This window comes from Methylobacterium sp. AC690 (assembly GCF_979256535.1).
This window is the reverse complement of sequence record NZ_CEEDOX010000003.1, coordinates 158,368-184,747: the sequence shown is the minus strand read 5'-3', so window position 1 is coordinate 184,747 and position 26,380 is coordinate 158,368. Positions and strand designations below refer to the sequence as shown.

The 26,380-nt window shown below is 71.3% G+C and carries 21 protein-coding genes; 12 read left to right on the top strand and 9 right to left on the bottom strand.

What is annotated here, in order from left to right; genetic code table 11:
• The first annotated feature begins 139 nt into the window (after window positions 1-139).
• Window positions 140-805: a L,D-transpeptidase gene (locus tag AC0IY1_RS04960; protein WP_055955017.1), complete on the top strand. Its 666-nt coding sequence runs from the start codon at window positions 140-142 to the stop codon at window positions 803-805.
• A gap of 97 nt (window positions 806-902) precedes the next feature.
• On the opposite strand, the gene AC0IY1_RS04955 is transcribed toward AC0IY1_RS04960, so the two are convergent.
• Window positions 903-1,250, bottom strand: a complete 348-nt coding sequence (locus tag AC0IY1_RS04955) for a DUF6460 domain-containing protein (RefSeq protein WP_055955020.1) — start codon at window positions 1,248-1,250, stop codon at window positions 903-905.
• Between the two features lie 336 nt (window positions 1,251-1,586).
• Between AC0IY1_RS04955 and AC0IY1_RS04950 the strand changes: the two genes are divergently transcribed.
• From AC0IY1_RS04950 to pdeM, 3 genes are read left to right on the top strand one after another with little or no spacing between them, the layout of a single operon-like run.
• On the top strand, window positions 1,587-2,549 hold the full coding sequence (locus AC0IY1_RS04950) for an alpha/beta hydrolase (protein WP_471768055.1): 963 nt from the start codon (window positions 1,587-1,589) through the stop codon (window positions 2,547-2,549).
• Entirely contained in the window at window positions 2,546-5,077 is a 2,532-nt protein-coding gene (locus AC0IY1_RS04945; protein ID WP_471768241.1) for a ligase-associated DNA damage response DEXH box helicase, read from the top strand. The genes AC0IY1_RS04950 and AC0IY1_RS04945 overlap by 4 nt, the downstream gene beginning before the upstream one ends.
• 43 nt (window positions 5,078-5,120) lie before the next feature.
• Window positions 5,121-5,834: a ligase-associated DNA damage response endonuclease PdeM gene (pdeM, locus tag AC0IY1_RS04940; RefSeq protein WP_055955027.1), complete on the top strand. Its 714-nt coding sequence runs from the start codon at window positions 5,121-5,123 to the stop codon at window positions 5,832-5,834.
• Window positions 5,835-5,860: 26 nt separating this feature from the next.
• On the opposite strand, the gene AC0IY1_RS04935 is transcribed toward pdeM, so the two are convergent.
• Both AC0IY1_RS04935 and AC0IY1_RS04930 read right to left on the bottom strand, forming a co-directional pair.
• Entirely contained in the window at window positions 5,861-6,298 is a 438-nt protein-coding gene (locus AC0IY1_RS04935; RefSeq protein WP_471768052.1) for a DUF3429 domain-containing protein, read from the bottom strand.
• 168 nt (window positions 6,299-6,466) lie between these two features.
• Window positions 6,467-9,883, bottom strand: a complete 3,417-nt coding sequence (locus AC0IY1_RS04930; RefSeq protein WP_471768049.1) for a hypothetical protein — start codon at window positions 9,881-9,883, stop codon at window positions 6,467-6,469.
• Between the two features lie 283 nt (window positions 9,884-10,166).
• Between AC0IY1_RS04930 and AC0IY1_RS04925 the strand changes: the two genes are divergently transcribed.
• From AC0IY1_RS04925 to AC0IY1_RS04915, 3 genes are all read left to right on the top strand, one after another.
• A complete protein-coding gene (locus AC0IY1_RS04925; protein WP_471768047.1) occupies window positions 10,167-11,954 on the top strand; it encodes an acyl-CoA dehydrogenase C-terminal domain-containing protein in 1,788 nt (595 codons plus the stop codon).
• Between the two features lie 80 nt (window positions 11,955-12,034).
• Complete coding sequence (locus tag AC0IY1_RS04920) at window positions 12,035-13,243, top strand: acetyl-CoA C-acetyltransferase (protein ID WP_055955039.1); 1,209 nt, start codon at window positions 12,035-12,037, stop codon at window positions 13,241-13,243.
• Between the two features lie 101 nt (window positions 13,244-13,344).
• The gene (locus AC0IY1_RS04915) at window positions 13,345-13,836 is read left to right on the top strand and encodes a DUF2059 domain-containing protein (protein ID WP_471768046.1); all 492 of its coding nucleotides are present in this window, start codon (window positions 13,345-13,347) and stop codon (window positions 13,834-13,836) included.
• A 30-nt stretch (window positions 13,837-13,866) separates the two neighbouring features.
• Here AC0IY1_RS04915 and AC0IY1_RS04910 read toward each other — a convergent pair whose 3' ends face one another.
• A complete protein-coding gene (locus AC0IY1_RS04910) occupies window positions 13,867-14,667 on the bottom strand; it encodes an EAL domain-containing protein (RefSeq protein ID WP_055955045.1) in 801 nt (266 codons plus the stop codon).
• A gap of 119 nt (window positions 14,668-14,786) precedes the next feature.
• Between AC0IY1_RS04910 and AC0IY1_RS04905 the strand changes: the two genes are divergently transcribed.
• Window positions 14,787-16,991, top strand: coding sequence for a 3-hydroxyacyl-CoA dehydrogenase NAD-binding domain-containing protein (locus AC0IY1_RS04905; protein ID WP_471768044.1), 2,205 nt, complete (start codon window positions 14,787-14,789; stop codon window positions 16,989-16,991).
• Between the two features lie 59 nt (window positions 16,992-17,050).
• On the opposite strand, the gene AC0IY1_RS04900 is transcribed toward AC0IY1_RS04905, so the two are convergent.
• Window positions 17,051-17,926, bottom strand: coding sequence for a 3'-5' exonuclease (locus tag AC0IY1_RS04900; RefSeq protein ID WP_055955051.1), 876 nt, complete (start codon window positions 17,924-17,926; stop codon window positions 17,051-17,053).
• Window positions 17,927-18,014: 88 nt separating this feature from the next.
• On the bottom strand, window positions 18,015-20,474 hold the full coding sequence (ligA, locus tag AC0IY1_RS04895) for an NAD-dependent DNA ligase LigA (RefSeq protein WP_471768043.1): 2,460 nt from the start codon (window positions 20,472-20,474) through the stop codon (window positions 18,015-18,017).
• A gap of 251 nt (window positions 20,475-20,725) precedes the next feature.
• Here ligA and AC0IY1_RS04890 point away from each other — a divergent pair, with 251 nt between their 5' ends.
• From AC0IY1_RS04890 to AC0IY1_RS04875, 4 genes are all read left to right on the top strand, one after another.
• On the top strand, window positions 20,726-21,634 hold the full coding sequence (locus tag AC0IY1_RS04890) for a protein-methionine-sulfoxide reductase heme-binding subunit MsrQ (protein ID WP_471768041.1): 909 nt from the start codon (window positions 20,726-20,728) through the stop codon (window positions 21,632-21,634).
• Window positions 21,635-21,729: 95 nt separating this feature from the next.
• Window positions 21,730-22,056, top strand: a complete 327-nt coding sequence (locus AC0IY1_RS04885) for a hypothetical protein (protein WP_055955061.1) — start codon at window positions 21,730-21,732, stop codon at window positions 22,054-22,056.
• An 86-nt stretch (window positions 22,057-22,142) separates the two neighbouring features.
• Window positions 22,143-22,697 (top strand): Uma2 family endonuclease, encoded by a 555-nt coding sequence (locus AC0IY1_RS04880; RefSeq protein WP_471768039.1) that lies wholly within the window; start codon window positions 22,143-22,145, stop codon window positions 22,695-22,697.
• 84 nt (window positions 22,698-22,781) lie between these two features.
• On the top strand, window positions 22,782-23,795 hold the full coding sequence (locus AC0IY1_RS04875; RefSeq protein WP_055955067.1) for an adenosine kinase: 1,014 nt from the start codon (window positions 22,782-22,784) through the stop codon (window positions 23,793-23,795).
• A 78-nt stretch (window positions 23,796-23,873) separates the two neighbouring features.
• Here the strand turns inward: AC0IY1_RS04875 and AC0IY1_RS04870 are convergent, their stop codons facing one another.
• The 3 genes from AC0IY1_RS04870 to ubiG form a co-directional block, all read right to left on the bottom strand.
• The gene (locus AC0IY1_RS04870) at window positions 23,874-24,848 is read right to left on the bottom strand and encodes an NADPH:quinone oxidoreductase family protein (protein ID WP_471768038.1); all 975 of its coding nucleotides are present in this window, start codon (window positions 24,846-24,848) and stop codon (window positions 23,874-23,876) included.
• 69 nt (window positions 24,849-24,917) lie between these two features.
• Complete coding sequence (locus AC0IY1_RS04865; RefSeq protein WP_471768036.1) at window positions 24,918-25,478, bottom strand: YbhB/YbcL family Raf kinase inhibitor-like protein; 561 nt, start codon at window positions 25,476-25,478, stop codon at window positions 24,918-24,920.
• 50 nt (window positions 25,479-25,528) lie between these two features.
• A complete protein-coding gene (ubiG, locus tag AC0IY1_RS04860) occupies window positions 25,529-26,275 on the bottom strand; it encodes a bifunctional 2-polyprenyl-6-hydroxyphenol methylase/3-demethylubiquinol 3-O-methyltransferase UbiG (protein WP_471768034.1) in 747 nt (248 codons plus the stop codon).
• Between the last annotated feature and the right edge of the window lie 105 nt (window positions 26,276-26,380).

Here is a 26,380-nt window from a genome sequence, read left to right as displayed (position 1 = left end):
GCGGCAAGCGTCGCTGCGGTGCGAATTCGGCTTGGCTTTGAAGCGTGAGCGTTTACGTCTTGGGCACACTTCGCACCGTAACGTGCGTCAAGTTTTCCAAGCCGTTTCCACAGAATACGTTCGCCTTTGAGAGGCTCCGATGCGCCGTTTCGCCCCCGCCCTGACCGGGCTCGTCTGCGCGCTGGGCGCGTGGGCGTCGCCCGCCGCCGCCTACGAGATCGACCCGCTCACCCGTCAGCCGCTGGATAACGCCCTGGTGATCCGGGTGCGGCCGCAGAACGAGCCCGTCGCGCTCCCGACCGCCAACGCCTCCCTGCCGGCCGTCGACCCGATGGCCCCGTCCTCGGCCGTGCCGCAGATGTCGGCGATCCAGCGCGAGGAAGTCGCCTACGCCGGCAGCTACGCCCCGGGCACCATCGTGGTCTCCACCGGCGAACGGCGCCTCTACTACGTGCTGGGCGACGGCAAGGCCCTGCGCTACGGCGTCGGCGTCGGCCGCCCGGGCTTCACCTGGGGTGGCGTGCAGACCATCACCATGAAGCGCGAGTGGCCCGATTGGCGTCCCCCGGCCGAGATGCTGCGCCGCCGTCCCGACCTGCCGCGCTTCATGAAGGGCGGGATCGAGAACCCGCTCGGCGCCCGCGCCATGTACCTCGGCAACTCGATCTACCGCATCCACGGCTCGAACGAGCCGGAGACGATCGGCACCGCCGTGTCCTCGGGCTGCATCCGCATGACCAACGACGACGTGGCCGATCTCTACACCCGCGCCAAGGTCGGCGCGAAGGTCATCGTCCAGCGCTGAACGCGCCGTACGCGTCCTGACACTTCTTGAGGGGCCGGTGGAAACACCGGCCCCTTTCTCGTGGGTGACGCGCAATCGCGGGTGAGGCGTGAAAGCGCTACTTCGACACCGCGAAGAAGCGCGACAGGAGCCAGAGCGGCACCACCACGACCGCACCGGCAAGGATCCAGCGGCCGAAATCGTGGAAGGTGGCGAGGCCGAGGTCGATCAGGGTCCGGACCGCGTCGTAGGCGTGCCAGAACAGCAGGCCGGGGGTGACGCCCAGGGTCGCCATCACGGCGCCCACCAGCACCGACAGGAACAGCAGCTTCATGAAGACGGCGGCGGGCGAGCCGCCGAGGAAGCGCCGCAGGGCCGAGCGCCGGCCCTGCTCCGGGAACGGCGTGCCGGCATAGGGCTGGCCTCCGTAGGGCGGCGGGCGGCGCGGATCGTGGTCGAGCGTCATCGGGTCCTATCCCTTGGCCGTCATCCTGGCCGTGCGTCCGGCAGATACTTGCGGCCGATTCTTGCCGCGGATTCTTGACGCGGATTCTCGGTGCCGTGCCTTGGGGCCGTGCCCTGGGGCCGTGCGGTGCCGCCTCTCAACCCGGGGAACCCGGCGGAACCGTGACGCGGGCGACACAGTTTGCACGAAACACGACACATGCGAGAGCGTAACGCGTTTTCGCAGGGAGGACGGATGGCACCGTCGCGTGCACGGTCCCATCTTAGGATGCGATCTGCGTCGTCCCCGACCGCTTCTCGCCCCGCAGACTGACCCGTCCATGAAACGAACCGCTCCATGATCGACCACGCCCTGTTCGATCCGGCGATGATCGATCCCGAGACCCAGCGCCTGAACGCCGAGATCGTGGCCGCGCATGCCGCGCTGACCGATCCGTGGGCGATCCCCATGACCGAGGTCCGGGCCCGCCGGCGCCAGGGCACGCAGGCCTCGCCGGCCATGCCGCGCAGCGCCCGGGCCGAGATCCTGACCATCGACGGGCCCGCCGGCCCCCTGCAGCTGCGCGTCATCCGCCCCGATGCCCGCAAATGGACGAAGCTGCGCGGCGCCTACCTGCACATCCATCGCGGTGGCTGGGTCTGGGGCTCGGCCGACGAGCAGGACCCCTGGCTGGAGCGCATCGCCGACATCTGCGGCTTCGTCTGCCTGTCGGTGGAATATCGCCTCGCGCCCGAGCATCCCTACCCGGCGGCCCTCGAGGATTGCGAGGCCGCCGCCCTCTGGCTCGCCGGTCCCGGCCGCGCCGAGTTCGGCATCTCCGCCCTCACCATCGGGGGCGAATCCGCCGGGGCGCAGCTCGCCGTGATGGTGCTCCTGCGGCTGCGCGACCGGCACGGCCTGCCCCGCGCCTTCCGGGGTGCCAACCTGAATGCCGGTTTCTTCGATCTCGGCCTGACCCCGAGCGTGCGCAACTGGGGCGAGGAGCGCCTGGTGGTGAACACCCAGGACCTGACCAACTTCGCCAACGTCTACGTTCGCGAGGGCATCGACCGCCGCCGGCCCGACGTCTCCCCGGTCTATGCCGACCTGAAGGGCCTGCCGCCGGCGCTGTTCACCGTGGGCACCCACGATCCGCTCCTCGACGATACACTCTACATGTCGGCCCGCTGGGCGGCCGCCGGCAATGGCGGGCACACGGCGATCTATCCGGGCGGCTGCCACATCTTCGTGCGCTATCCTGGGGCGATGACCGAGCGGGCGCTGGAGCTGATCGACCGCTTCCTGATGGCCCTGGCCTGAGCAAGCGCGCGGCCGCATCCCCGCTGCCGGAGCGCTTCGCCGCGTGGTTCGCCGCGCGGGGCTGGGCGCCCCGGCCCCACCAGCTCGACCTCCTCGACATCGTCGGCCGCGGCCGCTCGGCCCTCCTCGTGGCACCGACGGGCGCGGGCAAGACCCTGGCGGGCTTCCTGCCGAGCCTGACGGCCCTGGCGGCGCGGCCGGCCTCGGCCAAGCCGCGGGGCCTGCACACGCTCTACGTCTCGCCCCTCAAGGCCCTGGCCGTCGACATCGCCCGCAACCTCGAGGCACCCATCGCCGAGATGGGCCTGGCCGTCCGGGTCGAGACCCGCACCGGCGACACGCCCTCGCACAAGCGCACCCGGCAGATCGCGCGACCGCCCGACATCCTGCTGACCACGCCGGAGCAGCTCGCCCTGCTCATCGCCCACCGGGAGGCGGCGGACCTGTTCGCCGGCCTGTCCTGCGTCGTCCTCGACGAGCTGCACGCCCTCGTCACCTCGAAGCGCGGCGACCTGCTGTCCCTCGCGCTCGCGCGCCTGCACCGCCTCAGTCCCGGGCTCACGGCGATCGGCCTCTCCGCCACCGTGCGCGAGCCGGACGAGCTGCGGCGGTACCTGCTCCCGCAGCACATCCCCTCGTCCCCCGAAGAGGCGGAGGGCGGCCCGGCCATGGCCGAGCTCGTGGTGGTGAAGGGCGGCGCCGCGCCGGACCTCCACATGCTGGAGACCGGCCTCACCCTGCCGCTGGCCGGCCATACCGCCTGGCAGGCGATGCCGGCGATCTACGACCTGATCGGGCAGCACCGCACCGTGCTGGTGTTCGTGAACACCCGGCTCCAGGCCGAGTACACCTTTCAGGAACTCTGGCGCATCAACGACGCCAACTATCCCATCGCCCTGCATCACGGCTCCCTCGACGCCACCCAGCGCCGACGGGTCGAGGCCGCCATGGCGGCGGGCCAGCTTCGGGCGATCGTCTGCACCGCCACCCTCGACCTCGGCATCGACTGGGGCGACGTCGACCTCGTGGTCAATATCGGCGCTCCCAAGGGGGCGAGTCGGATCATGCAGCGCATCGGGCGCGCCAACCACCGCATGGACGAGCCGTCGAAGGCCTATCTCGTGCCGGCCAACCGGTTCGAGATGCTCGAGTGCCAAGCGGCCCTCGACGCCGTGGAGGCCGCCGCACAGGACACGCCCGACGCCCGCCTCGGCGCCCCCGACGTCCTGGCCCAGCACGTCCTCGGCATGGCCTGCGCCGACGCCTTCGACGCGGTGCAGCTCTACGAGGAGATCGTCTCGGCCGCCCCCTACGCCACCCTATCCTGGGAGGATTTCGAGGCGGTGGTCGATTACGTCGCCACCGGCGGCTACGCCCTGCGGGCCTACGAGCGCTTCGCAAAGATCCTGCGCGGGCCGGATGGCCTCTGGCGGGTGCGCGATGCCCGCATCGCCCAGCAATACCGGATGAACGTCGGCACCATCGTCGAATCCGCCAAGGTGAAGGTCAGGCTCGCCCGCGGCGTGCGCGGCAAGCCGGGCGCGATCCTGCCCAAGGGCGGCCGGGTGCTGGGCGAGATCGAGGAGGATTTCGCCGACACCCTGACCCGGGGCGACACCTTCCTGTTCGCCGGCGAGGTCCTGCGCTTCGAGGGCTTGTCGGAGGACGAGGCCCTGGCGACCCGTGCGGGGCCGGGCACCGACCCGGCGATCCCGTCCTACGCGGGTGCGAAGTTCCCGATCTCGACCTTCCTGGCCGCCCGGGTCCGCGCCCTGATCGCCGACCCGTTCGAGTGGGACCGGCTGCCCCGCCAGGTCTCGGACTACCTCCTGCAGCAGCGGACCCGCTCGGTCCTGCCCGGTCCCACGGGATTGCTGGTGGAGACCTTCCCCCGTGCCGGGCGCTACTACCTCACCGCCTTCCCCTTCGAGGGGCGACTGGCGCACCAGACCCTCGGCATGCTGCTCACCCGCCGGCTGGAACGGGCGCGGATGCGGCCCCTGGGCTTTGCCGCCAACGATTACGGCATCGCCATCTGGCTCAACCGCGATGTCGGCGAACAGATCGGTCGGGAGCCGGACTTCCTCGAAACCCTGTTCGCCGAGGACATGCTCGGGGACGACCTCGAGGCCTGGCTCGATGAATCCGCCATGATGAAGCGCACCTTCCGGCAATGCGCCGTGATCGCCGGGCTGATCGAGCGGCGTTATCCGGGCCAGGCCAAGACCGGCCGGCAGGTCACCATCTCCACCGATCTGGTCTACGACGTGCTGCGCAAGCACCAGCCGGACCACCTGCTGCTCAGGGCGGCGCGGCAGGATGCGGCAACCGGACTCCTCGACGTGAAGCGCCTCGGTATGATGTTGAGGCGCATCCAGGGGCGAATCATCCACAAGGCGCTCGATCGCGTCTCGCCGCTCTCCGTCTCCGTCATGCTCGAGATCGGGCGTGAACGGGTCTACGGCGAGGGCGCCGACGAGATTCTGGCGGAAGCCGAGGCGCAGCTGCTCGAAGAAGCGCTGGCCTGAACGCGTGGTGAAACGCCCTGCCCCGAACGCAGAGGATGCGGTTTTGGCGCTCGGCCAGAGACTTGAGAAGACCATCCGGGCCCCCGGCCTGACCCTCGCCGGCGAAGCCCTCGCCCTCGACCTCTGTGGCGGCCTCTGGCTCGCGCAGCACCGCACCCTGGTGGTGTCCGACCTCCACCTGGAGAAGGGCTCGGCCTTCGCCGCCCGGTCCGGGCAGTTCCTGCCGCCCTACGACACCCGCGAGACCCTGGCCTGCCTGCACGAGGTGATCGTGCGCCTCGACCCGGCCTGCGTCGTCGCGCTGGGCGATTCCTTCCACGATTCCCGGGGGCCGGAGCGCATGGAGCCGGGCGACCGCGCCATGGTGGCGGCCCTTCAGGAGGGCCGCGACTGGGTCTGGATCGCCGGCAACCACGACCATGCGGTCAGCGAGGGCGTCGGCGGCCGCTACGCCGAGACGCTGACGGTGGGCGCCCTGACCCTGCGGCACGAGCCGACCGTCGATGCCCCGGAGGGCGAGGTCTCGGGCCACCTGCATCCCTGCGGCAAGGTCGCGATGCGCGGGCGTGCCGTGCGCCGACGCTGCTTCGTCACCGACGGGCGCCGCCTGATCATGCCCGCCTTCGGTGCCTATGCGGGCGGCCTCAACGTCCGCAACGCCGCCTTCGAGCCGCTGTTTCCGGCCGGCTTCACGGCGCACCTCCTCGGTGACGGCCGGGTCTTCGCCATCGGCAAGGCGATGCTGAGCAAGGACTGAGGCGCGCGGGTCTCAGGGACCGGGGCTCAGGCCGCGATGAGCAGCGAGGCCCCGGCGACGCCCGACAGGGCTAGGCGCAGACGGCCGAGCCAGAGCGGGACGAGGCCGCGGCGCGGCAGGTCCTGGTCGACGAGGCCCCAGGCGAGCACGAGAATGCCGAGGATGCGCAGGTCCCAGGGCATCGGCGCGGCGAGGGCCGCCCAGGCGATCAGCGACGGCAGGATCGCGATGGCGTAATCCGCGCCGCCCGAGTTGCGCGCGGCTGCCGCGCCCCAGCGGATGCCGCCCAGGAACGACGCGATCACGGCACCGTAAGTCGAGAGCATCAGGCGGGGACTGAGGCCGATGGTGCCGAGGCCGCCATCGGTTCCGCTATAGGCGAGCAGGGCGAAGCCCAGGAACGGAATCAGCCCGGCGATCCCCAGGATCAGGGCGGCCGGTGGAACCGTCGTCACGCGCGCCATCGGCTCTCCGCTTGTCCGGACCGCCTGACGGCGGCAACCTGCGCTTCGGAATGGGTCACCCGGCCACTATGGTCCGGGGATCACCGCTTCGACAACGCCGGGAACCGAGGTTCGGCGCACAGCGGAACGGCGTCAGAAGCCCGCATCCCCCGTGCCCCGCGCTGCCGTTCAGATCCGCCGGGCCGGCGGAACGTTGCCGGAGGGCGGCGCCGCACCGAGGAGGCTCATCGTGTTCTCGGTGGGCAACGGGGCCGGAATCTCGTTGGCCGCCGGCTCCGGGACCTTGGGCTTGAAGGCCGTCACCTGGGCCCGCGCGGCGCTCAGGGCCTTCGCGTCGAGCTTCGAGGCCACGTCGTCGCGCTTCTTGGCGGCGTCCTCGTCGCCCTGCGCGGCGGCGGCCGAGAACCACAGGAGGGACTGTCCGAGATCCTGCTGCACGCCCATTCCCCGGGCGTAGAGCACCGCGAGGTTGTACTGGCTGTCACGCACGCCGAATTCGGCCGCGCGCTTGAACCAGAGGGAGGCGGTGGCGAAGTCGGGCTTGCCGCCGGCCGCCGGGTTCTCGGCGTAGATCACCGCGAGGTTGTGCATCGCGCGGGCATTGCCGAGTTCGGCAGCACGGCCGTACCAGAGTTTCGCCTGCGCCAGGTCGCGGGTCACGCCAACGCCCTTCTCGTACAGGCTTCCGAGCTTGTACTGCGCCGGCGCGAAGCCGCTGGCCGCGATCTGCTCGAACACCTTCACGGCGAGGGCCGGGTCGCGCGTCATGCCGCGGCCTTCGGCCGCCCGCATGCCGAGGTCGTAGGCGGCGGCGCCGTCGCCGGCGAGGGCGGCCTGGCGCAGCTTCACCAGGTTCGGCGGCACGGCCGCGAGGTCCGCGGTGAGGCCGGCCATCGTCGCCACGTGCGGCACCGGGGACCGGGCAGCCACGGCGGGCGCCGTGCCCTTGGCGGGCGCGCTCTCGGCGAGACTCTGTGTCGTCTGCGGATCGGACACCGTGGGCGTCCCGCCCTTCGCATCCTGCGCTTTCGCGTCCTGAGCCTTCGAATCCGGGGCCTTCGAATCCTGCTGCTTGGCGGACGCCTCGGCCGTGAGGCCGGCCTCCGGCGTTGCGGCCCCGGCGGGCGCCGCGAGCGAGGCGACCGGCTCGGTCCCCGATGCGGCGATGTCCGGGGTCCGGCGGGCCGTCACGGCCTGGAGGGCGCCGAGCAGGAGCACCACCGCGGCGAGGCCGAGGAGGAGCGGCTTGCGGCGGCGGTCGACGCCCTCGCGGAAGCGGGCGAGGCGACCGTCGCGGCGGGCGCCGTCGGACCCGTTGCGGGCTCCGTCGCCATCCTGTGCCTCGGCCTGCCCGGCAGCCTCCGCCTGGGCGGCCTGCGCGGCACGGCGGGCGGCGGCGATGAAGCTGGTCTTGATGTCGCTGTCGGCCGCACCCGCGGCCTCGCTCGGCTCGATCCGGCTCGCCGGGCGCTCGCGGCTCGGGCGTCCGGCGCCCGGCTCCAGCGGAAGATCGGGGCCCGAGACCAGGGGGCGTTCGATCCGGACGGCGTCGGGCCGGCGCGACGGGGCACCACCGGCGGCCTGCTCGGCCCCCGGCTCACGGACGGACTCCTTGGTCATGTCCCGCGACGCCAGATCCCGCGCCAGCATCTCCCGGGCCAGGATATCCTTCGCGGACATGTCGCGCGGGCTGCGGGCGCTGCCCAGGAGGGCGGCGTCGGTGTCCGGGGTGCCGATCCGGCCGACCAGGCGCTCCAGGGCGGCGTAGACCCCGGTCAGCGTCGATTGCATCCGCTGCTCGGAGGCGACCTGGTGCGCGCGCAGATCCGCGAGGCTGGCCCGCAGCAGGGCGACTTCGCCGGTCTCCGCGGCCGCCCCCATGGTCTCCGCGACCGCGTTGCGGGCGGCGCGCTCGACGGCCGCCTCCATCGGCGCCTCGGCCCGCAGGGCCGAGACCTGGTCGAGGAGGTCGGTCATGGTGCGCTCGAGTCCGGCCAGGGCCGGATCGGCGTCGCGGGTGTCGATGCGCTCGGCCAGCGCCAGGACCTGCTGCTCCAGGGCGTCGAGGCCCTCGTCGCGCGGGCCTTCGCCCGTGCCGATGCGATCGAGCTTGACGGTCAGCTCGTGCAGCATGCCGTGGATCGAGGCGAGGTTCTCGTCGGGCAAGGCCGGCCGGCGCAGGGTCGCGCCGATGTCTTCGAGGCGTCCGATCAGGTCGCCGACGGGATTGATGCTGACCCGGTCGACCTTCTCCGACAGGGCATCGATCCGGTGCAGGATGACGTCCGAATCCTGGTGGGCGGCCATCGGCCCGGCGCCGCGCAGGGCATCGAGCTTGGCGCCCATCTCCTGGATCTGCTCGCCGATACCGGCATCCGCGCTGGAGCGCAGGCCGATCCGGATCTCCTCCAGCAGGGGGCGGAGCTCCGCCATGCTGGCGGTTTCCCCGGGCATGCCGGCCTGGAGCTGCGAAATCTGGGTGCTGATGGCCTGGAGGCCGTTGGCGAGGCTCTGGATCCGCTCGGGCCCGGCGAGAGCGCCGATCAGGCGGCGGATCTCGTCGAGCTCCCGGAACAGCCCGGCCACCACATCCTGATCGGCGATGCCGGTGGACGCGCCCTGGAGCGTCCCGTTCATCTTGGCGGCGAGGCGCTCGACATCGGCGGCGACGCGGGCGTGAACGTTGTCGGCGACGTCCTCGGCCAGGCGCTCGACCTGCGCGCGGATCGCCTCGATGGGGGCCGCGATCGCGGCGAGGTCGCCGGGCGCCCTCGCCTTCTCGACACCGTCCGCGAGGGTCTGCATCGCCTTCTCCAGCGCGCCGACGTCGCGGCCGCTGGCGAGGCTGCCGATCGATTCGCGCAGCCGGACCGTCTCGCTCTGGAGCTCGGCGATGACGGGGGCGGCCAGGACCGGGTCCGCGCTCGGGGCCGGGGCGGCGTTTAGGACCGGGGCGGCGTCGAGGACCGGGGCGGTGGCCTGCACGGGCGCAGCGGGAGCGCCGGCCAGCTCGCGTTGGCGCTGGCGGATCTCCGTGACCGCGTCGCGGATCTCGGTGACGACCGGCCGGCCGCGGCGGCCCAGGGGACGGGGCGCGGCCAGTTGCTCGCCGATCTCCGTCATCCGACGCTCGATGTCCGCGAGGCGCTGCGCCATCTCGGAGGGTGGCGGGCTGGCGGGCTCGGCCTGCGGGGCGAAGGGCGCCGACGGCACGGGCCCGGACGAGGCAGGCGCGGGCAAGGCAGGCGCCTCCGCGCCGATGCGCTGGTCGATGCCGTCCAGGCGACGCATCATCTCGGTGAGGGCCGCGTTCTTGCCGGTCGGCCCGGTGGGCCCGGCGCTCGCCGAAGGACGCCCTTCGACCGGTGCCGGTGCGGCGGCGCCCGCGGGCGTCCCGGTCGCTGCGACCGGCGCCGGCTGCACGCCGCGTGATTCGGGGGCAGGCTTGTCCGCGAGCGTCTGAGGATCGACGATGGAGGCGATCCAGGTCTCGACCGGGATCCCGGCGCGGCGGGCGACATCCCGCGCCGCTTCGAGAACGTCGGGATCGAAGCCTTCGAGGTCGAGCGTCGCGTTGCGTGTCATCGTCAAACCTGACCCGGCGAAGTCCATGGTTCGATCCGCGAGCGCTCCCCGGCCACGCGAAAGCGAGGGAGGGGTTAACGGCAGATCCGTCCTCCCCGACATTTGGTAGTCTTGGTAAACAGTCGGTTAAGGCTTGGCCGATTGGTGGCAAATGACCGAGTCTCCCCGCACCCCGCGGGACCCCCTTTCGCCCGCCGCAAAATAGTTTATATGTGAACCATCAGGTGCGCCGGCGGCCGGAAGACCGTCCAGGAACGCAGCCGTTTCCGGGAGATGATGCGCGATGCCAAGCTACAAGGCACCGGTCGAGGACGTCCTGTTCCTGCTGAACGACGTGCTCGGGTTCCACCGCTACGACAACCTGCGCGGCTTCTCGGACGCCGCCCCCGACGTGATGGAGGCGGTGCTCAACGAGGGTGCCAAGCTCGCCGAGACGGTGCTCGCGCCGCTCAATGCCATCGGCGACCGCGAGGGCTGCACCCGCCACCCCGACGGCAGTGTCACGACCCCGAAGGGCTTCAAGGCCGCCTACGACGCCTATGCGGGCGGCGGCTGGATGGGCCTGTCGATGCCGGAGGAATATGGCGGGCAGGCCCTGCCGCACACCCTCAACACCGCGATCCAGGAATTCGCCTCCGGGGCCAACCTCGCGCTCGGCATGTATCCCGGCCTGACCCAGGGCGCGATGGCGGCCCTCCTGGTGCACGGCTCCGAGGCGCAGAAGGCGCTCTACCTGCCGAAGATGGTGGAAGGCGCCTGGACCGGCACCATGAACCTGACCGAGCCCCATTGCGGCACGGATCTCGGCCTCCTCAAGACCAAGGCGGTGCCCAACGGCGACGGCTCCTACAGCCTGACCGGCACCAAGATCTTCATCTCGGCCGGCGAGCACGACCTCGCCGAGAACATCATCCACCTCGTCATCGCCCGCATCGAGGGTGCGCCGGCCGGCACCAAGGGCATCTCGCTCTTCGTGGTGCCGAAGTTCCTCGTGAATGGCGACGGCTCGCTCGGCGCGCGCAACCCCGTCTCCTGCGGCTCCCTCGAGCACAAGATGGGCATCCACGGCAATTCGACCTGCGTCATGAACTACGACGGGGCCCAGGGCTGGCTCGTCGGCCAGGAGAATCGCGGCCTCAACGCGATGTTCGTGATGATGAACGAGGCCCGGCTCGCGGTCGGCGTCCAGGGTCTCGGACAATCCGAGGTCGCCTATCAGAACGCCGTCGCCTACACGAAGGACCGGCTCCAGGGCCGCGCCCTCACCGGCGCCCAGGCGCCCGAGAAGGCCGCGGACCCGATCATCGTCCATCCCGACGTGCGCCGGACCCTGATGGGCATCCGCGCCTTCAACGAGGCCGCCCGCGCCCTCGTGCTCTGGACCGCCCTCCAGGCCGATATCGGCCACCGCTCCGACGATGCGAGCGAACGGCAGAGTGCCGAGGACCACATGGGCCTGATGACCCCGGTGGTGAAGGGCGTGCTGACCGACCGGGGCTTCGCCAACGCGGTCGAGGCCCAGCAGATGTTCGGCGGCCACGGCTACATCGAGGAATGGGGCATGTCGCAGTTCGTGCGCGATGCCCGCATCGCGATGATCTACGAGGGCGCCAACGGCATCCAGGCCATGGACCTGATCGGGCGCAAGCTGCCCAAGGATGGCGGCCGGGCGATGATGAGCTTCCTCGGCGAGGTGCAGACCTTCATCAAGGACCACGGCGAGGACGAGGCGATGAAGCCCTTCGTCGCCCCCCTCCAGCTCGGCCTGAACGACCTGCAGGGCGCCACCATGTGGTTCATGCAGAACGCCTTCACGAAGCCCGACAACGCGGGCGCCGGGGCCACCGACTACATGCACCTGCTCGGCCTCGTGGCCATGGGCTACATGTGGGCGCGCATCGCCAAGGCCGCCCTGGCCCGCCAGGCCGAAGCCGCGTCGGAGGCGATGGCCGCCAAGCTGGTGGTGGGCCGCTTCTACATGGAGCGCCTCCTGCCCGAGACCGCGACCCGGCTGGTCCGGATCAAGGCCGGCGCCGAGACGACGATGGCGCTCAGCCCCGAGGCGTTTTAGACCATCGCGACCGTTGCGCCCCGCCCCTCCCGCGGCGGGGTGATGCCCGCGCCGCCAGGGTCAAGAGAACGAGGACACGCATGCCCGAGGCCTTCATCTACGACCATGTCCGCACCCCGCGGGGCCGCGGCAAGCCCGATGGCTCGCTGCACGAGGTGACCGCCCTGCGCCTCGCCGAGGTGGCCCTCCGCGCCCTCAAGGAGCGCAACGACCTCGACACGCGCCGCGTCGACGACGTGGTGCTCGGCTGCGTCGATCCGGTGGGCGAGGCCGGCGGCGACATCGCCCGTGCCGCGGCCCTGGTGGCCGATTACGGAACGCACGTGCCGGGCGTCCAGATCAACCGCTTCTGCGCCTCGGGCCTCGACGCGGTGAACTTCGCCGCCGCGCAGGTGATGGCCGGACAGCACGACCTGACGGTGGGCGGCGGCGTCGAGTCCATGAGCCGCGTCGGCCTCGGTGCCTCCGGCGGCGCCTGGCCGGTGGATCCCGCCATCGCGATCAAGTCGTACTTCATGCCCCAGGGCGTCTCGGCCGACCTCATCGCCTCGAAATACGGCTTCAGCCGCGACGATTGCGACGCCTACGCGGTCGAGTCGCAGAAGCGCTCGGCCGCCTCCTGGGCCGAGGGCCGCTTCGCCAACGCGGTCGTGCCGGTGCGCGACATCAACGGCATCACGCTCCTGGCCAGCGACGAGCACATGCGGCCATCCACGGACATGCAGTCCCTCGGCCAGCTCAAGGCCTCCTTCGTCCAGATGGGCCAGATGGGCGGCTTCGACGCCGTGGCGATCGACGCCCACCCGGACGTCGAGACCGTCAACCACGTCCACCACGCGGGCAACTCGTCGGGCATCGTCGACGGCGCGGCCGCGGTGCTGATCGGCTCGGCCGAGGCCGGCAACGCCGCGGGCCTCAAGCCCCGCGCCCGCATCCGCGCCTTCGCCAATATCGGCTCGGACCCGGCCCTCATGCTCACCGGCCCGGTGGACGTGACGAAGAAGGTGCTGGCGCGGGCCGGCATGAGCCTGTCGGACATCGACCTGTTCGAGGTCAACGAGGCCTTCGCCGCGGTGGTGCTGCGCTTCCAGCAGGCCTTCGACGTGGACCCGGCCAAGATCAACGTCTGCGGCGGCGCCATCGCCATGGGCCATCCCCTCGGCGCGACGGGCGCGATGATCCTCGGCACGGTGCTCGACGAGCTGGAGCGCACCGGCAAGGAGCGCGCCCTGGTAACCCTGTGCATCGGCGCCGGCATGGGCACCGCCACCATCATCGAGCGGGTGTGAGCCTGCGCCGCCTCCCAAACCCCGCGCAAGTGGGGTAGAGGGCGGCGCCCGCCGCCGCCCGGCGCCGGGCGCACAACAAGAACCTCTGAGGACACGCCACGATGACGCGCCTGCTCGCCACCCTCTGCCTGACCACGGCCCTCTGCCTGCCGATGGCCGCCCGCGCCGACGATGCCGCCGAGCGCATCGCCGTCGCCAAGGACCTGGTGCAGAAGACCACGATCAAGAACCTGGAGGTCGGCTTCACGGGTGCCCTCGAGAAGACCGTGGCGCCGATGAAGGAAGACAAGGCCGAGGCCGTGCGCAAGGAAATCCGCGCCGAGTTCGACAAGCAGCGCGAGACGATGCTCGACGGCCTGTCGAAGGCCTATGCCGAGAAGTTCAGCCTCGACGAGCTGAAGCACCTCAGCGAAATCTACGGCGACAAGACCTACCAGAAGTTCCAGGCGGTCAATGCCGACCCGGCCTCGACCGTCTCCACGATCTCGCAAGCGTCGGTGACCAAGCTCCTGAACATGCTGGCGATCGCCTCGGCCGGGGATTCCGTGGCCAACGGGGCGCCCGGTGCGCCGATGCCGATGCCGGCACGCTGAGGCGGACCGGCGGAGAACCCGATGGCCGGCTCAAGCCACATGCGCGCGGGAGACCTCGCCCGCCGGAGAGCCGGCCACCGGGAAGCCGCGGACCGGGGGCAGCGCCTCCAGGTGGGGCTTGGCGAAGTGGTAGCCCTGGAACAGGCTCGCGCCGAGGCTGCGCAGGGTGTCGAGTTCGGATGCCGTCTCGACGCCCTCGGCGATCACCGCGATGTCCAGGGAGCGGGCGATACCGATGATGCCCGCCACGATGATCTGACGGCGCTGGTCGGTGTCGATGCCGCGCAGCAGGTCCATGTCGATCTTGAGGAGGTCGGGCTGGAAATTCGCCAGCAGGCTCAGGCCGGCGAAGCCCGCGCCGAAATCGTCCAGGGCGGTCAGGAAGCCCTGGCGACGATACTCGCTGACGATGCGCGAGACGTGGGCGGTGTCGCGGAACTTCTCGTTCTCGGTGAACTCGAACATGATCCGGTCGTGGGCGAACCCCGCCTTGCGGGCTGCCTCCAGGGACGAGCGGATGCAGGCGGCCGGTTCATAGACGGCGTTCGGCATGAAATTGATCGACAGACGGGTCGCGTCGTCGGTGGGAAACAGCTGGCCCGCGAGCTCGATCGCCTTGACCCGCGCCGCCTGGTCGAACCGGTAGACCGTCTCGGGCGTCACGCGGCCGAGAATCGACGCCGCGGACTCGCCCGCCGGGCCGCGGACGAGCGCCTCGTAGCCCCAGACCCGGTTGGCCGGGAGGTCGAGGATCGGCTGGAACGCCATGGTAAAATTGAAGTCGAGCTCGGCTCCATCGCGGCAGCCCTGGCAGCCGGTCCGTGCGGTCATGGTCGTGTCCTGTCGCGGAAAAGTGCCCCCTGGCCATTCGAGATGCCTACGCAAGTTTTGACATAGGCTTAAGCAGACCCGCCGAAGCCGCCCACCCGCCGCATATTCGAGGATCCGTCATGAATCCTACAAACTTCCGATTCGAAACCGACGCCGACGGGATCGCATTGGCGACCTGGGACATGCCCGGCCGCTCCATGAACGTCTTCACCGACGCGGTGATGGACGAACTGAGCCAGGTGGTGGACGCCGTGGTGGCAGACCCCGCGATCAAGGGCTGCGTCATCGTCTCGGGCAAGGACAACTTCTCGGGCGGCGCCGACCTGACGATGCTCCAGGGCCTCGGTCGCGCCTTCGAGACCCTGAAGGCCGAGCGCGGCGAGGAGGAGGCGATGCGCCACTTCTTCGAGGAATCGCGCAAGCTCAGCCTCGTCTTCCGCAAGCTCGAGACCTGCGGCAAGCCCTTCGCGGCGGCGGTGAACGGCATCTGCCTCGGCGGCGCCTTCGAACTCGCCCTGTCCTGCCACTACCGGGTGCTCTCGGACGATCCGAAGACCCGCGTCGGCCTGCCCGAGATCAAGGTCGGCCTGTTCCCCGGCGGCGGCGGCACCCAACGCGTCGCGCGCCTGATGCAGACCGGCGACGCCCTGCAGATGCTGTTCAAGGGCGAGCAGATCCGGCCGCTGATGGCCCGGAACATGGGCCTCGCCCACGAGGTCGCGGCCAAGGACGAGATCGTGGCCAAGGCCAAGGCCTGGATCGCCGCCGGTGGATCGGCCGTCGCGCCCTGGGACCAGCCGAAGTTCAAGGCGCCGTCCGGCAAGGTCTACTCGCCTGCCGGAATGATGATCTGGCCGCCGGCCAACGCCATCTACCGGCGCGAGACGCACGACAACTACCCGGCCGCCAAGGCGATCCTGGCCTCCGTCTACGAGGGCCTGCAGCTGCCGATGGATCAGGCCCTGCGCGTCGAGAGCCGGTACTTCGCCCACATCCTGCGCACCAAGGAGGCGGCAGCGATGATCCGGACGCTGTTCCTCTCCATGGGCGAGCTGAACAAGGGCGCGCGCCGCCCGAAGGACGTGCCGGCCACCCGGGTCCAACGGGTCGGTGTCGTCGGCGCCGGCTTCATGGGGGCGGGCGTCGCCTACGTCACCGCCAATGCCGGCATGGAGGTCGTCCTCGTCGACCAGTCGGTCGAGGCGGCCGAGAAGGGCAAGGCCTACGCCCACAAGCTCGTCACCGACCAGATCAACAAGGGTCGGGCGAAGACCGCCGATCGCGACGCCCTCCTGGCCCGCATCAGCGCGAGCGCCGACTACGCCGACCTCGCCACCTGCGACCTCGTCATCGAGGCGGTGTTCGAGGACCCGAAGGTCAAGGCCGAGGTCATCGCCAAGGTCGAGGCCGTGATCCGGCCGGAGACGATCTTCGCCTCCAACACCTCCACCCTGCCGATCACCGGCCTCGCCAAGACCTCGGCCCGGCCGGAGCGGTTCGTCGGCATCCACTTCTTCTCGCCGGTGGAGAAGATGATGCTCGTCGAGATCATCAAGGGCGACCAGACCGGCGACGCCGCCCTCGCCACCGCCCTGGACTACGTCCGGGCGATCAAGAAGACCCCGATCGTCGTCAACGACGCGCGCGGGTTCTTCGCCAACCGCTGCGTCGGCGCCTACCTGCTCGAGGGCCACAAGATGCTCAACGAGGGCATCCCCGCGGCGATGATCGAGAATGCCGGCCGCCAGGCGGGCATGCCGGTCGGCCCGCTCTCGCTGACCGACGAGGTGGCGGTCGATCTCGCCCTGAAGATCGTCAAGGCGACGGAGGCGCAGCTCGGGGCCGACAGCATCGATCCGGCCCAGAAGGCCCTGCTCAGCACCCTCGTGGAGGGCGAGGGCCGGCTCGGCCGCAAGAACAAGAAGGGCTTCTACGACTACCCCGAGGGTGCGCCCAAGCGCCTGTGGCCGGGCCTCTCCGGGCTTCAGGCGACCAAGGTCGACCCGGACGCGGTGGACTTCACCGAGCTGAAGCAGCGCCTCCTCGTGGTGCAGGCCCTCGAAGCGGCCCGTACCGTCGGCGAGGGCGTCGTCACCGACCCGCGCGAGGCCGATGTCGGCTCGATCCTGGGCTTCGGTTTCGCCCCCTTCACCGGTGGCGCCCTGTCCTACATCGACTTCATGGGCGCCCAGGCGTTCGTGACCCTGGCGCAGGGCCTGGAAGCCAAGCACGGGCCGCGCTTCGCCGTGCCGCAGAACCTCCTGGACATGGCGGCCCGCGGCGGCACGTTCTACGGCGACGCAGCAGTCAAGCAGGCGGCCTGAGGCGCCGGTCCCGCCCGGCGCGACGCCGGGCGGACCTCACGGCGGGTGAGGCGGCCGCCTCACCCGACCGACGCGGCCGTCATCCGGATCCGCAGCGCCTCGACGTCGTCGTGGTTGCTCGACAGCAGGTCGGTGATGTCGCCGGCCAGTAGCGCCTTCACGTGGCGGCAGCGGGTGCCGTAGCGGCCGGCCATGCAGGTGCAGCGCAGGTGCGGCCCGCTGGTGCGATCCTCCAGGGTCACGGCGTAGCGGTTGCCGCTGCTGCCGCGCACCGCGAAGTGCAGGCCCGCTGCGGATGCCGGCCGTGCGCCCGCGGCGAGGCGGGCCCGCTCCGTGAGGGAGCCCGGACGGCTGCGCGGAGGCATCGCGAGATCGGGCCCCGCCGGGACCGTGGTGATCGGCAGGTGGAGGGCCCGCGACAGGGCGGGCACGTCCGGCGCACCGGTCTCCCGCACCGCCGCGAGGGCGATCTCCGCACAGGCATAGGCGTCCTCGCCCGCATCGTGGTGCTCGAAGCGGATCCCGAGGCGCGCCGCCACCTTGCCGAGGCCGCAGCCCTCCTCCGCCGGAAACACCCGCCGGGCGATCTGCAGGGTGCAGAGGTACGAGAAGGCCGGGGGCCGGTGCCCGTGCGCGGCCAGGGACGCCCGCAGCACCCCGAGGTCGAAGCCGGCATTGTGCGCGAGGATCAGCCCGGAGGCGAGGTCGGGCAGAAACTCCGCCATCACGGTGGGGAAATCCGGCTCGCCGCGCACGTCCGCCGGGAGGATGCCGTGCACCCGGATGTTGCCCGGCGAGAAGCGCAGCTCCGGCGGACGGATCAGCCGGGTTTCGCGCCGCACCACCCGGCCGCCGGCGATCCAGGCGAGGCCGACGGCACAGGCGCTGTCGCGCCGCTCGTTGGCGGTCTCGAAGTCGAGGGCGATGACGGTCATGCGAGAATGGCGGGGCCCTGTCCCGGCCGGACGCGGCCAAGCTCCTGCAGGTGCAGAAGGACGAGTTTAGGCCCCCGCGATTCCCGGCTCAAGCGCTGGCGACGAGCGCCAGCCATGCCGCCTCGCTGATGACCTCGACGCCGTGCTTCTGAGCGTCCTTCAGCTTGGAGCCCGCGCCCGGCCCCGCCACCACGAGGTCGGTCTTGGCCGAGACCGAACCCGAGACCTTGGCGCCCAGGCGCTCGGCGGTGGCCTTGGCCTCGGACCGGGTCATCTGTTCGAGGCTGCCGGTGAACACCACCGTCTTGCCGGCGAAGGCCGTGGCGGAGGCCGGGGCCGCCATCGGCTCGGTCTTCACCTCGGCGAGCAGGGCCCGGACCGCGGCGTCGTTGTGGGGCTCGGCGAAGAAGGCGATCAGCGAGTCGGTCGCGACAGGGCCGATCTCGCCGTCATCGGCGAAGTGGCGGTAGGCATCGCCGGGGCGCTGCTCGGCCGCCCGCGCGAGGGCCGCCACGATGGCGTCGTCGTCGCCGTAATGGCCGAGGAGGCTGGCGCGCTGGGGCGCCGACAGGCGGACCCGCCCCTGGGGCTGGATCTCCGCCTCCTCGTCCTCGCCGGCCTCGGGCTCGCCGGACGCGCGGGGATAGCCCAGCTCCAGCAGGCGGTCGCGGGTGGTCGGGCCGATGCGGGACACAGCGGAGAGTTCGATCCAGTCCGCCCCGGCCTGGTCGCCCGCCGCGGCGGCGACGCCCGTCATGAGGGCGGGCGTGTCGGGGAAGCGCTTGGCCAGGGCCTTGGCGGTGGATTCGCCGATCTCCGGAATGCCGAGGGCGAAGAGGAAGCGGTTCAGGGGCAGGCTGCGGCGATCCTCCACCGAGGCGAGGAGATTCTTGATCGCCTTGTCCTCCTCCTCGCCCTTCTTCTTGGTCGGCTTCTTCGGTGCGGGGGTGCCCTCGGCCCGGCGCTCGGCGGAAAGCGCCTCGCGCCGCGCCACGATGGCGGCCTTCAGGGGCTCGAATTCGAGACGGAACAGGTCGGCGGGCTGGCGCACCAGACCGGCCTCGAACAGGACCTCGATATAGGTCTGGCCGAAGCCCTCGAGGTCGAAGCCGTTGCGCGAGACGAAGTGCTTCAGGCGCTCGACCCCCTGGGCCGGGCAGATCAGGCCGCCGGTGCAGCGGCGCACGGCGTCGGGCTTGCCCGTGCGCGGGTTGATCTCGCGCACCGCCCGACTGCCGCAGGCGGGGCAGTGGGTCGGAAAGGCGTAGGGCTTCGCCTCGGCCGGGCGCTTCTCCAGCACCACGTCCATGACCTTCGGGATCACGTCGCCGGCGCGCTGGACCACGACCGTGTCGCCGACCCGAATGTCGCGCCCGTCGCGGATCGGCTCGCCGTCGGCCCCGACGCCCTGGACGTAGCCCTCGTTGTGCAGGGTGGCGTTCGAGACCACGACGCCGCCCACCGTGACCGGACGGAGCTTGGCCAGCGGGTTCAGGGAGCCGGTGCGTCCGACGTTGATCTCGATGTCCTCGACCACCGTCAGCGCCTTCTGGGCGGCGAACTTGTGGGCGAGGGCCCAGCGCGGCGAGCGCGAGACGAAGCCGAGGCGACGCTGCAGGGTCAGGTCGTCGACCTTGTAGACGACGCCGTCGATATCGTAGCCGAGGTCGGCGCGCTCCGCCTCGATGCTCCGGTAATGCGCGATCATCGCCTCCGCGTCGGCGCAGAGCCGGGTGCGGTCGTTGACCGGGAGACCCCAGGCGCGGAACCGCTCCAGCACCCCGTGCTGGGTGCCCTCGAAGGCCGGCACCACCTCGCCCCAGGCATAGGCGAAGAACTTGAGCGGCCGTGCGCGGGTGATCTCGGGGTCGAGCTGGCGCAGGGAGCCCGCCGCCGCGTTGCGGGGATTGGCGAACAGGGCCTTGCCGGCCGCCTCCTGACGCGCGTTGATCGCGGCGAAATCCGCGTGGCTGAGGTAGACCTCGCCGCGGACCTCGCAGACCGGCGGCACGTCCGTCCCGGCGAGCCGCTGCGGAATATCGGAGACCGTGCGGGCATTGGCCGTGACGTCCTCACCGACCTCGCCGTCGCCGCGGGTCGCCGCCGTGACCAGGCGCCCGTCCTCGTAGCGCAGGGCGAGGGATAGCCCGTCGATCTTCGGTTCGGCGGTGAAGGCCAGGGGCTCGGCCTCGGGCCAGTTCAGGAAGCGCCGGACCCGGGCCACGAACTCCGCCACCTCCTCGTCCGCGAAGGCGTTGCCGAGGGACAGCATCGGTACCGCGTGGCGCACCTTGGCGAACTTCTCGGACGGCTTGGCACCCACCGAGACGCTGGCAGCCCCGGTTCCGGCCAGATCCGGAAACCGCGCCTCGATCTGCTCCAGGCGCCGGCGCAGGGCGTCGTACGCCGCATCCGTGATCTCGGGCGCGTCCTCCTGGTGATAGAGCCGGTCGGCCTCGGCGATCCGTTCGGAGAGGTCCGCGTGCTCGGTCCGCGCCGTCTCGGCGGTCATCGTCTCGAGGCTGTCGGCGGGGCTGTCTGCGGGCATGGAGGGGCTTCGTGATCGGGGGCGGGCGCGGCGTCGGCTTATAGCAATCGACAACCGTTGCGGCACCGGCCAAGGTTCCGGACCGCCCGGAGCTCTGCACAGCTGTGTAACCCGCACGCGGCCCAAGCGAATACATCCCCACACCCCGAGGCTCCGGCGCCTCCGCGAAGCCGGCTGCGACCCCGCGCCGCCTCACGGATCCGCCCCGGCCCCTATCTTTCGACGCAACCGTCCAACGATCCCGGATCGCCATGCCAGCCCTGCCCGCCTTCTCCGCGCCCTGGCGCGACCGCGCCGGACGCGTCTCCGGCCTGAAGCTCGCGACCTTCCTGCTCGCCCTGGCCCCCGGCCTGTGGCTCGCCGGGGCCTACGCGGCCGACGCCCTCGGGGCGAAGCCCATCACGGCGCTGCTGCACGGCACCGGCGAGTGGGCGGTGCGCTTCCTGATGCTGTCGCTGGCGGTGACGCCCCTGCGCCGCATCGCGCACGCGCCGAAGCTCATCCTGGTGCGGCGCATGCTCGGCCTGACGGTGCTCGCCTACGGGCTGATCCACCTGATGCTCTACGTCGTCGACCAGAACTTCGTGCTGACCAAGGTCGTCAGCGAGATCGTATCCCGGATCTACCTGACCATCGGCTTCGTGGCGCTGCTCGGCCTCGTGGTGCTCGGCGTCACCTCCACGGACGGGATGATCCGCCGCCTGGGCAAGGCCTGGCCGCGCCTGCACAAGACCGTCTACGTCATCGCGATCCTGGGCCTGATCCACTACTACCTGCAGGCCAAGATCGACGTGTCCGACCCGGTGTTCTGGACCGGGGCCTTCCTGCTCCTGATGGGTCACCGCGCCATTCAGCGCCTCGGCTGGCCGAGCAACCCGCTGACCCTGGTCGGCCTCGCGGTGGTGGCCACCCTCGTGACCGCGCTGCTGGAAGCGGCCTGGTACGGCGTCGCGAGCGGCATTCCGGCGAGTCTCGTCCTGTCGGCCAATCTCGATGTGCCGGACACCATTCGCCCGGCCTGGTGGGTGCTGGCCCTCGGCCTCGCGGTGCCGATCCTCAATGCGGTTCGGGCGCGGATGGACAAGAGCGGGCGCGGCAAGCCGAAGCCTGCACCGGCGCCCCGCCCCGCGCCGGCGCGAGAGGCCGTGGCCGCCCGCTGACCTCCGGCGCGCGGTCTTGCTCCGGATCAGCGGTCTTGCTCCGGATCAGCGGCACGCGCATGAAGCGGGTGTCGCCACGGAGGGGGAAAGCCCGCATGCGGATACGGATCTTGCGGGCTGCGGCCCTCGGCCTCGGCACCCTGCTGTCGGTGAACGGAGCGCGCGCCGCCTGCACCTTGCCTGAGCCGCCCCCGACGACGTCCCGTCCGGCCAAGCCCCCCGCCCCGGTGAAGCCCGCCTGCCTCGATGCCAAGGGCGGCTGTCCCGGCTGGGAAGCCTACAGCTACAACGACGCGATCAAGGCCTACAACGAGAAGGCCGCCGCGTTCCGTCCCCTGGCCGAGGCCTACGTCAAGGCGCTGAACGCCTACGTGAAGGCGAGCAGCGACTACGCGCAGTGCGAGGTGAAGACGCTGCAATAGGGACGCGCGACGCCTTCGGCGAACGCCAGACGCATGTTACGCTCAGCGACGCGCTCAGCCAGCGAGGTCGGGCCGGGTCCCCGTCGATGAGCATTCAGCCCGAAGCCCGCATGAGCGTCGAGGAGTTCCTGGCCTGGGCCGAGCACCAGCCGGATCGGTTCGAGCTGTTTGACGGCGAGGTCTTCGCGATGGCGCCACAGCGCGTGCGTCACGTGGAGGCGAAATTCGCCGTGCAGCTGGCCTTGCGGGGCGGCATCCGGGAGGCCGGGCTGCCCTGCCACATGCTGCCGGACGGCGTGACGGTTCGAATCGACGACGCGACGAGCTTCGAGCCGGACGCCCTGGTCTCTAGCGGTCCGCGCCTCGATGCCGATGCCATCGCGGCGCCTGCGCCCGTCATCGTGGTCGAGGTGCTGTCGCCGAGCACCGGGCGGATCGATACGGGCCAGAAGCTCGTCGGATATTTCCGCGTTTCGAGCCTGATGCACTACCTCATCGTCGATCCGGTCAAGCGCATGATGATCCACCACAAGCGCGGGGCCGACGGACTGATCGAGACCCGCATCGCGGCAGGCGGAACCATCGACCTGACGCCTCCGGGCTTCAGGCTGGACGTCTCCGCCTGCCTGACAGAGCCCTGAGGGCGGCGGCCGTCGCTTGACCCCTGCCAGGGGCGGTGCCACAGCCCGGCGCAGTTTCCGCTCACCGCCAGACTGGACGGCCCGATGCCCGAATCCCTCGACCTCCTCGTTCTCGGCAATGCCATCGTCGACCTCATCGCCCGAACCGAGGAGGACTTCCTCGCGGCGCAGGGCGTGCCGAAGGGCGCGATGCAGCTGATCGACGAGGCGCGGGCCGAGTCACTCTTCGCCGCCATGGGTCCGGCCACCATCGTGTCGGGCGGCTCAGGCGCCAACACGGCGGTGGGTGCGGCGATGCTGGGCGCCAAGACCGGCTTCGTCGGCAAGGTCCGCGACGATGAGCTCGGCGGCCTCTTCGCCCACGATCTCAAGGCCACCGGCGTCCGCTTCCCCGTCGCCGCCGCCACCGACGGGCCGGCCACCGCCCGCTGCTTCATCCTGGTGACGCCGGATGGCGAGCGCACCATGAACACCTACCTGGGCGCCTGCCAGGGCCTGTCGCCGGCCGATGTCGACGAGGCCACCGTGGCCGCTGCGCGCGTGGTCTATCTCGAGGGCTACCTCTGGGACCCGCCGGCCGCCAAGGATGCATTCCGCAAGGCCGTGACCATCGCCCACAACGCCGGCAACGCCGCCGCCCTGACCCTATCGGACGCCTTCTGCGTCGGGCGCTACCGGGAGGAGTTCCTGGGCCTGATCCGCGACGGCAGCATCGACATCCTGTTCGCGAATATCGGCGAGTTGCAGAGCCTCTACCAGACCGACGATCCCGAGGTCGCGGTCCGCGCCCTGCGCGCGGAGAGCGCGGCCCGCGGCCGGGATCTTCTCGGCCTCGTCACCCGCTCGGCGGACGGTGCCCTGGTGATCCAGGGGGACGCCGTGCAGTCGGTGCCCGCCTCGCCGGTCCATGAACTCGTCGACACCACGGGCGCGGGCGACCTGTTCGCGGCGGGCTTCCTCGCCGGCCATGCCCGCGGCCTGGACCACCGCGACAGCGCCCGCCTCGGAGCGCTCGCCGCCGCCGAGGTGATCCAGCACATCGGCGCCCGGCCCCAGCACGACCTCGTCACCCTCGCCAAGGCGCAGGGCCTGCTCTGAGGCCGGCGACGGCGCGAAGACGGTGCAGAGCGCGGAGTCCGGAGAAGCCCGGGCTCCGTCCCGTGCTCGGACCGGCGCTCACAAGCGCAGCAGCACCTTGCCGACGGCTTCGCGCCGCTTGAGGATGCCGAGCGCGGCTTCGTACGCGGCGAGCGGGTAGACGCCGTGCACCTTCGCGGTGAGGCGCCCCTCCGCCACCCAGGCGAGAAGCTGCGCCTGGTTGGCCCGGTGCGCGTCCGGCTCGCGCTCGACGAAGACGCCCCAGTGGACCCCCTGGATGTCGATCCCCTTGAGGAGCGCCAGGTTCAGCGGAATGCGCGGGATGTCGCCGGCCGCGAAGCCGATGACGAGGTAGCGGCCCTTCCAGCCGAGGGACCGCAGGGCCGGCTCGGCATAGTCGCCGCCGATCGGGTCGTAGATGACGTCGACGCCCGTGCCCTCGGTCAGCGTGCGCAGGGCCTCGCGCAGGTTCTCCGCGGCGTAGTCCACCGTCATCGTGGCGCCATGGGCCCGCGCCGTCGCCAGCTTCTCGGGTGAGGAGGCGCAGGCGATGACCCGGGCCCCCATGATGACGCCGAGTTCCACCGCCGCGAGCCCGACGCCCCCGGAGGCCCCGAGCACCGCGAGGGTCTCGCCGGGCTGCAGGCGGGCCCGGTCGTGCAGGGCGTGCAGGGAGGTGCCGTAGGTGATCGTCAGCCCGGCGGCCTGCTCGTCCGAGACCCCCGCCGGCACAGGGGTGAGGTGCCGGGTGGCGACGGCGATCCGCTCGCGGCAGGTGCCGTACTTCTGGTGCACGATGACCCGATCGCCCACCGCGAAACCCTCGGCGCCGTCGCCCAGGGCCTCGATGACGCCGCAGGCCTCGCCGCCGGGCGAGAACGGCAGCTCGGGCTTCACCTGGTAGCGCCCGGCGATGATCAGGGTGTCGAAGAAGTTGAGCGCCGCCAGGGTGATGCGGACCACGGCCTCGCCGGGGCCGGCCACCGGGTCCGGCAGATCCGAAAGCTCAAGATCCTCCGGTCCCCCGAGACGGGTACACAGCAGCGCCTTCATGCCCAAACCTCCCTGGTCGTCCCATCGGCGCTTGCACCGACGCGGCCGTCCGCGCAAGCGCCGAAGGCGTCAGGGGCGTTCGTAGGTTCCGACGAGGCAGCCCTTGGCGAGAATGCGTCCCGCCATCGCCTCCAGGAGTGCGCCGCGGCCGGGATGCTCGGGCAGCTCCAGCGCCCGGTCGAGGGCGTAGGCCTGGAACAGGTAGGCGTGCGGGCCGTGGCCGGTGGGTGGATCGGGCGGCAGCCAGCCCGGCTTGAGGAAGCTGTTCTTGCCGAGATCGAGCCCCGATTCGGCCTGGCTCGCCGCGCCCTCGGCCAGCGCCGCGCCGGGATCGAGGTTCCAGGCGATCAGGTGGACCAGCGGACTCGGCGTCGGGCTGCCGGCATCCTCGCAGAGCAGGACGACCCGGGCCGTGCCCGGCGGCAATCCGGTCCAGGCCAGGGGCGGCGAGGCGCCGGCCCCGTCGGCCGTGACGCGCGCCGGCATCGCCGTCCCGTCCGTGAAGGCGAGGCTGGTGAGGCCGAGGCTCTCGGGCACGGTGGCGAAGGTGGTCCGGTAGGCGGTCTTGTCGAGCCCGGCCTTCAGGCCGGACAAGGCGGCGCCCACGGCGTGCGGTATCTTTTCGAGCAAGGTCGGTCTCCCACGGGGTACGCCGACCAACCGCGGGCGTGCCCGAAGGTTCAGGCCGGGCGCTGCGCCGTGATCATGTAGTTGACCGCCGTGTCACGGCTCGCCCGCCACGAGCCGTCCAGGGGATTGAGCACCACCCCGGTCGTGTCCGTGACGGTGAGGCCGCCGGCGCGCACGGCGCGGCTGAGCTCGTCGGGCCGCACGAACTTCTCCCAGTCATGGGTGCCCTTGGGCAGCCAGCCGAGGACGTACTCGGCCCCGACGATCGCCAGCGCGAAGGAACGCAGAGTCCGGTTGAGGGTGGCGGCGAACAGGAGGCCGCCGGGCTTCACCGCCCGGGCCGCCTGGGCCACGAAAGCCGGCATGTCCACCACGTGCTCCACCACCTCCATGGCGAGCACGAGGTCGAAGCGCTCGCCCCCGGCCACCACGTCCTCGATGGTGCGGGCGCGGTAATCCACCGGCACGCCCGCGGCGTCGGCATGGGCCTGCGCCACCTTGATGTTGGTCGGCGCCGGATCGAGGCCAGTGACCCGGGCGCCGAGGCGCGCCAGCGGCTCGGACAGGACACCGCCGCCGCAGCCGATGTCCACGAGAGTCAGGCCCTCCAGGGCGAAGGGCGCCCGCGGATCCCGTCCGAAATGCCGGCAGGCCGTGTCGCGGATGTAGGTAAGGCGGACGGGATTGAAGCGGTGGAGCACCCGCATCGGTCCGGCCTCGTCCCACCAGGTCGCCGCGATGGCTTCGAAGCGGGCGACCTCGTCGCGGTCGATGGAGGCGCCTGTGGGGCCGGTCATCGTCTCGGCATGTGTCATCGTCTCGACATGTCTCGTGCGAGGTGGGCGCGTCCCATTGTTGACACGCCCGGGCGGCCCTTGTACCCGCCGAAGCCCTGTCCGGTA